A 6703-nucleotide genomic window follows, 5' to 3' on the forward strand; every position below is an offset into this window, starting at 1 on the left:
TTATTGTATTGTGTAATATTAGGTTTTTCCTATCGAATACTGATAACAAGTTTTTTTATACTTGATACTGCAATATTTATAAAATTAACTGATATTAGTTTTCATTAAAAACAATATATTTTAAGCTTTTTAACTACAAACCTTTAAGTTTCCATCGCTATAATATCAATGGCTGTTTTTGGTGATAATATGAAAAATACTCTTGAAATTGATTTAATGCGTGAATCTGCGTCCTCTGTTGTTAATATATTGAAATCTTTGGCAAATACTGATCGTTTGCTTATCTTGTGCCATTTGGCCAAAGAGGAACTAAATGTTTCTCAAATTGAAGAAAAAACCCAGATATTGCAACCTACACTATCTCAACAATTAATGATGTTAAGAAAAAGTGATGTTGTTACTACTCGTAGAGATGGTAAACAAATTTTTTATTCTATTAAGGATGAAAAGCTATTAATTATTTTAAACACATTATATCACCTGTATTGCCCACCGAGTTTTAATAGTTTTAATTAAAACATATGCTGTTCTTTTTAGCATTTTTTCTGCATAATATATATGAAAATGTGATAAAGATTTTGGTATGGCTTTCCCTAAAATTAGATTAACGTCTATTCTCCCAGCTTGGCAATGGCTTCAAGATTATAATCTTCCAAAATTTAAATCTGATTTTCTTTCAGCACTTATCGTCATTGCAATGCTTGTTCCTCAAGGAATGGCATATGCAATGGTTGCTGGCTTACCTCCCATTACAGGCTTATATGCCAGTATACTTCCTATGATTCTCTATGCAGTTGTAGGGGGAAGCTTAACGCTTTCTATTGGTCCTGTTGCACTGATCTCTATGATGACGTTTGCAACTTTAATTCCTTTTTTTGAAATTGGTTCCCCAACTTATATTCAGTCTGCATGCCTGCTTGCTTTACTTGTCGGTATTATCTCTTTTCTATTAGGAATTTTCCGATTTGGGTTTTTAATTCGTTTAATTAGTCATCCTGTTATTAAAAGTTTTATCATTGCATCAGCAGTATTAATTGCACTTAGCCAAGTCAAATATTTACTGGATGTTCCTTTAAATTCAGACAATATTATAATTTTTTTACAAAGCTTGTGGGAATACTTGCCTCTAACGAACTTTAGGACGTTTATTTTTGGAATATTAGCAATTTTATTTTTAACGGTATTACCCAAATTTTTAAATTCAGCATTATTTGCCTCTTTAGCTGAGAAGCGTAGTTTCATCATTAAATCATTACCTTTAATTTTGATTTTTCTTTCATTGGCATTAGTACATTTTTTCTCATTAGAGAGCTTCGGTATTAAAACTGTTGGTGAAATTCCATCAGGGTTTCCACCTTTAAGCATGCCCTTTTGGTCTTGGGATTTAGTAATTAAACTTTTGCCAGGTGCATTTATGATTGCAATGGTAAGTTTTGTCGAATCCATTTCTATTGCTCAGGCTACGGCTTTTCAGCAACGTAGTGAGCTAAATAGTAATCAAGAGCTTATTGCACTAGGACTATCCAATATCGGTGCTGGTATAACTTCCGCATTTCCAGTGACAGGGAGCTTGTCAAGAACAGTAGTAAATGCCGATGCTGGTGCAAAAACACCGATGTCTGGTATTTTTTCGTCAATATTTATTGTAATTGTGAGTTTATATTTCACAAGATTGTTCCAAGAGTTACCACTCGCGATTTTGGCAGCAACAATTATCGTTTCTATTTGGAAACTTGTCGATTTTAGACCATTTATCAAGACATGGCGTTATTCCAAAGCAGATGGTATAGCTATGTGGATCACTTTCTTCGGCGTACTCTGCCTTGATATTTCAACTGGGTTGATAATTGGTATCGTAACAACATTTATTCTATTACTCTGGAGAATTAGCCGACCACATATTGCTGTAATCGGACTAATTCAGGGAACCCAACATTTTCGAAATATTAGCCGCCATCAAGTTTTGACCAGTTTAAACTTGGTATCTATCCGTATAGATGAAAATTTATCATTTTTAAATGCAAATGCATTAAAAGAGTTTGTCATTGCTGAGATCAGTAAAAATAAAATGCTTAATCATGTAATTATTAACTGTTCTAGCATTAGTAATATTGATTTAAGTGCACTAGAAACCTTAGAGGATATCAATGATCAGCTCTTAAAACTGAAGATCAAGTTACATTTATCTGAAGTTAAAGGACCTGTTATGGATAAACTAAAATGTTCTCAACTATTAAATGAATTAAGTGGAAATATTTATCTTACGCATTATCAGGCAGTCCATGATCTTGAGCCAAAAACGTATGCCTAATACATGAAAAGTCATGTTATTTGAATAAATCTTGCCTATATGTCCAAGATGAAAGCTAAAAATTTTAGAATTATTAAATTTAGGTATAGAATAGCCCCCTTATTTATTCCACACCCTTTTTTCCATATAAGGCTCAGTTATGTTCTCAGCCCTAGCACGTTTAAGTCTGGTTTCTAGAATTCTTATCGCTATCATATTAGGTGCGGTTGTTGCGTATTTTTTTCCGCAAACCGCAGCCTATGTTGGTTTATTCGGGGATTTGTTTATCAAGGCATTGAAGTCAGTAGCACCAATCCTGGTATTTGTTTTGGTCTTGGCATCAATTGCTAATTTTAAGGTGGCAGAAGGCAATGGTAATTTAAAGCCTATTCTGCTTATGTACCTTGTAGGTATGTTACTTGCTTCGATCAGCGCTGTAACTGCAAGCACATTGTTCCCAAGCACATTATTTTTAAGTATTAATCCCCAGACTGAATTACAGCCACCTGGTAGTATTGCAGAAGTTCTCAAAAACTTATTACTGAGTTTTATCACCAACCCTGTTACTGCTTTGAGTGAAGCCAACTTTATCGGTATCCTCGCCTGGGCTGTAGGTTTGGGGGCTGCATTACGTCATGCATCAGATACAACAAAACAGGTCATCACTGATATTTCTGATTCAGTGAATGCCATTATCCGTATTGTGATCAGTTTTGCTCCTTTAGGTATTTTTGGTCTGGTTGTTGTAACCTTTGCTCAAGCAGGCATGGAAACTTTAAAAAACTATTCGCACTTACTTATTGTACTTGTAGGTACAATGATATTTGTAGCGCTTGTAATAAATCCACTACTTGTAGCTATTGCCATCCGTAAAAATCCATATCCATTGGTTCTGACCTGTTTACGTGAAAGTGGTATTACTGCATTCTTTACGCGTAGTTCAGCAGCAAATATTCCAGTTAACCTTGATTTGGCAAAACGCTTAGGTGTTGATGCTTCAACAGCAAGTGTTTCTATCCCACTTGGTGCAACGATTAATATGGCTGGTGCTGCTGTTACGATAACTGTTTTGACACTGGCAGCTGTAAATACCTTGCATATTCAAACTGACTTTATCACCATGTTTATTCTTTCTGTTGTTGCTGTCGTAACGGCATGTGGAGCATCTGGTGTTGCTGGTGGATCTTTGCTACTTATTCCTGTAGCGTGTGGATTGTTTGGTATTTCAAGTGAAATTGCAATGCAGGTTGTTGCGATTGGTATGGTAATTAGTGTACTTCAGGACTCAACTGAAACAGCGCTTAACTCTTCAACTGACGTACTTTTTACTGCAGCAGTTGATCAAGCACGTAAGAAGTAATATATTGAAATAAGTAGTTTTTTCTTAATGAATAATTATGCCACTTCAATATTTGCCTTTTTGGGTTCAACTCGGGGCTTTTTTACTTGCGGTTAATGCTGGAGTTGTAAATGTTTTAGGGTTAATTACCTTATTACATCAATCAGTTTCGCACATGACTGGTAATGCGAGCATGCTCGCAATCCATCTTATACATGCCGAATATTCAACCGCTATATTTATTGTTCTAGTCATATGTAGTTATGTACTTGGATCAAGTTATAGCGGTTTTATTTTAGGAAATAGTCATTTCGCATTAGGTCGCCGTTATGGTGTGCCTTTAACTTTAGTGGCTATATTCCTATTTCTTTGTTGGTGCTTTATCCCCTATTTTCCACACTATTCTTTATTATGGGCATGTGCAGCAATGGGTATACAAAACGCTATGGTGAGTCACTACAAAGGAGCAATTATCCGTACAACTCATTTGTCAGGGGTGTTAACAGATTTAGGCCTGGCTTTGGGATATCGTTTTCGTGGTTTACAAGTGGAAAAACGCCGAATAATTTTACATTTGTTAATTGTATTCGGTTTTATTTGTGGCGGGATGATTGCAGCAGCAACAGAACCTTATTTAAAATTAAACGGTTTTCTTGTGCCAGCAGGTTTAAGTTTCATATTAAGTCTTGCTTACTGGTTTATTTATTTTCGTCATATATACGTTCAAAAGTAATGGTTGGTGTTTCAAATGGTTAAAAATGCATTACAGGCTCAGCTTCTTAAAGCGGGCTTAGTTGACAATAAAAAAGCAAAAAAACTGTCTAAGCAAGCACAGCATGAGCAACGTACAGGTCAAAGTAACGAAGCTGAACTCAAAGCAAAGATTGAGCAAGACAAACAAGGTAAAATTGCTAAAGATCAGGCATTGAATATGGAAAAGCAACGGTTATTGGATGAAAAAGCACTTAAAGCTTCCATCATACAGATGATTGGACAACATAAAATTAAAGATACTGATGGTGAAGTCATTTATCAATTCATTGATGCCAATAAAATAAAGAAAATATATATCAATCAACAAATATATAATGCACTTGTTTCTGGCAGTCTCGTTATTGCTAAAGAAAATGATGGATATGCTTACTTACCTAAAGCATTAGCTGAACGTATTGATGAAAAAATGCAAGGTTTTATCATTATTAATAATGCTAATGCTCAGTCCAATGAACAAACGACTGATGAGGAAGACCCTTATGCTGCCTACGTCATTCCTGATGACTTAATGTGGTAAAACAAAGTTTGCTTTCTGAAACTGGCGCTAAGCCAGTTTTTTTATAGAAAATATTTATATTTTAAAATGCCATCAGATTAGATCACATCAAAATGTATAAAATAGTATTTAACTGCGTTACTTTTACTGTAATGTGACCTCAATATCAATAAAATAGAATAATGTAAAAAAAGAGGTTTATCGTTTTGGAAAAATTTGGTTTTATCCAAAGTATTCGTGACTGGTCTGATCAATATCCATGGTTAGAGATGCTTAGTTCGCTCACTATTTTAATTATTGTTGCTTTAATTGCGAATTTCTTTGCGAAGCAGGTCGTTGTCCGGGGCATCCGAAAGCTTATTTCAAAAATGAAATTTGCCAACAAAGAAGTCTTTGCTGAACATAGTGTTATTCGCCGTATTGCCAATATTGTTCCAGCTATTGTGATCATGAATGGTATCGTGACTGTTCCTCACTTGTCTGAAAAAGTGATCACGCTGGTACAAATGCTTTCACAAGCATTTATATTTCTGACCATCGCATTAGCAATTAGTGAATTTCTGAGTATTTTTAACTTAATTTATCAACGAAATCCTAAATCGCGTAATAAACCTATTAAAGGTTACTTACAACTCGTCAAACTCATTATATTTATTGTGTGTGGTTTGATGATTTTAGGTACTTTCCTAAAAAAAGATGTATTTACATTGCTTGCAGGCTTTGGTGCTATGGCAGCAGTATTGATGTTGGTATTTCAAAATACCATTCTTTCATTGGTTGCTTCAGTACAAATTTCATCATACGACATGGTCAGAATTGGTGACTGGATCGAGATCTCTTCATTACACGCAGATGGTACTGTCATTGATATGTCATTACATACCGTCACTATTGAAAATTTTGACAAAACGTTTACCACTATCCCTACCAATAAGCTCGTTACAGATACCTTCAAAAATTATCGGGGTATGCAATTAATCGGTGCACGAAGGATTAAACGTTCAATATTTATTGATCAACAGAGTATTCATTTTATGACTTTTGATGAATACGAAAAGTTGAGAAACTTTTTGTTGCTCAATGATTATCTCGGTGAAAAACAAACCGAGCTTGATACCTTCAACCAACAGCTTGAAAGTAAATCCGTATATAATCAGAGAAGATTGACCAATATTGGTACTTTTAGAGCCTATATTGAACAGTATCTTCAAAACCACCCTCGTATCGCACAGAATCAAACAATGATTGTTCGGCAAATGCAACCGACAAGTGAAGGTTTACCATTAGAGGTTTATGCGTTTACCAATACAACTGTCTGGAAAGACTATGAGGCGATCCAGTCAGATATATTTGATCATTTGTTAGCAATCATCCCAGAATTTGGCTTGAAAATATATCAATCACCTTCTGGTGCTGACTTGCAGTTAATTTCATCATATCAAAATATTCATGAAAACCTGTCTGGTTAATTACTTGAATTGTATATCAAAAACCAATATCTGTATTATTTTAACTATTTGATAAATAAAATCTTATATCCTGTTTTTATATAACAGGATATAAGGTAATCAAAAAAATTGTATTCTTTTAACTGAAACGGTCAATTTTCTAAAACCAAGAATTTATTTGTTCATACGAAGTTCTGACATAGCTTGCTCAGCTTCATATATAACCCTCTGAACTTCTTCTTTTTTTTTCTTTTTATTTTGCTCATGAACAAAAATGGATAATCCTACGATAAGAGGTACGAGTACGATGATAATCATATATGTTTTATAATTGTTCATGTGATTATCCTTTTATT

General features: G+C 34.3%; 7 protein-coding genes. 6 read left to right on the forward strand and 1 reads right to left on the reverse strand.

Going from position 1 to position 6703, the window contains the following annotated elements; genetic code table 11:
• Window positions 1–189 precede the first annotated feature (189 nt).
• From KPC_RS16595 to KPC_RS16620, 6 genes are all read left to right on the forward strand, one after another.
• Window positions 190–516 carry an ArsR/SmtB family transcription factor gene (locus tag KPC_RS16595; protein ID WP_121975464.1) on the forward strand — a complete coding sequence of 109 codons (327 nt, stop codon included), beginning with the start codon at window positions 190–192 and terminating at the stop codon, window positions 514–516.
• 67 nt (window positions 517–583) lie between these two features.
• The gene (locus tag KPC_RS16600; RefSeq protein WP_121975465.1) at window positions 584–2311 is read left to right on the forward strand and encodes a SulP family inorganic anion transporter; all 1728 of its coding nucleotides are present in this window, start codon (window positions 584–586) and stop codon (window positions 2309–2311) included.
• A 139-nt stretch (window positions 2312–2450) separates the two neighbouring features.
• The gene (gene sstT / locus KPC_RS16605; protein ID WP_121975466.1) at window positions 2451–3650 is read left to right on the forward strand and encodes a serine/threonine transporter SstT; all 1200 of its coding nucleotides are present in this window, start codon (window positions 2451–2453) and stop codon (window positions 3648–3650) included.
• Window positions 3651–3687: 37 nt separating this feature from the next.
• Window positions 3688–4362, forward strand: a complete 675-nt coding sequence (locus tag KPC_RS16610) for a YoaK family protein (RefSeq protein WP_121975467.1) — start codon at window positions 3688–3690, stop codon at window positions 4360–4362.
• Window positions 4363–4377: 15 nt separating this feature from the next.
• Window positions 4378–4920 carry a DUF2058 domain-containing protein gene (locus KPC_RS16615; protein ID WP_121975468.1) on the forward strand — a complete coding sequence of 181 codons (543 nt, stop codon included), beginning with the start codon at window positions 4378–4380 and terminating at the stop codon, window positions 4918–4920.
• 185 nt (window positions 4921–5105) lie between these two features.
• On the forward strand, window positions 5106–6368 hold the full coding sequence (locus KPC_RS16620) for a mechanosensitive ion channel family protein (RefSeq protein ID WP_121975469.1): 1263 nt from the start codon (window positions 5106–5108) through the stop codon (window positions 6366–6368).
• Window positions 6369–6521: 153 nt separating this feature from the next.
• Here KPC_RS16620 and KPC_RS20470 read toward each other — a convergent pair whose 3' ends face one another.
• The gene (locus tag KPC_RS20470; RefSeq protein WP_171334529.1) at window positions 6522–6686 is read right to left on the reverse strand and encodes a hypothetical protein; all 165 of its coding nucleotides are present in this window, start codon (window positions 6684–6686) and stop codon (window positions 6522–6524) included.
• Window positions 6687–6703: the final 17 nt, after the last annotated feature.

Origin of the sequence: Acinetobacter stercoris (genome assembly GCF_900323515.1) — a bacterium.
In the GTDB taxonomy this organism is placed as follows: Bacteria; Pseudomonadota; Gammaproteobacteria; order Pseudomonadales; family Moraxellaceae; genus Acinetobacter; species Acinetobacter stercoris.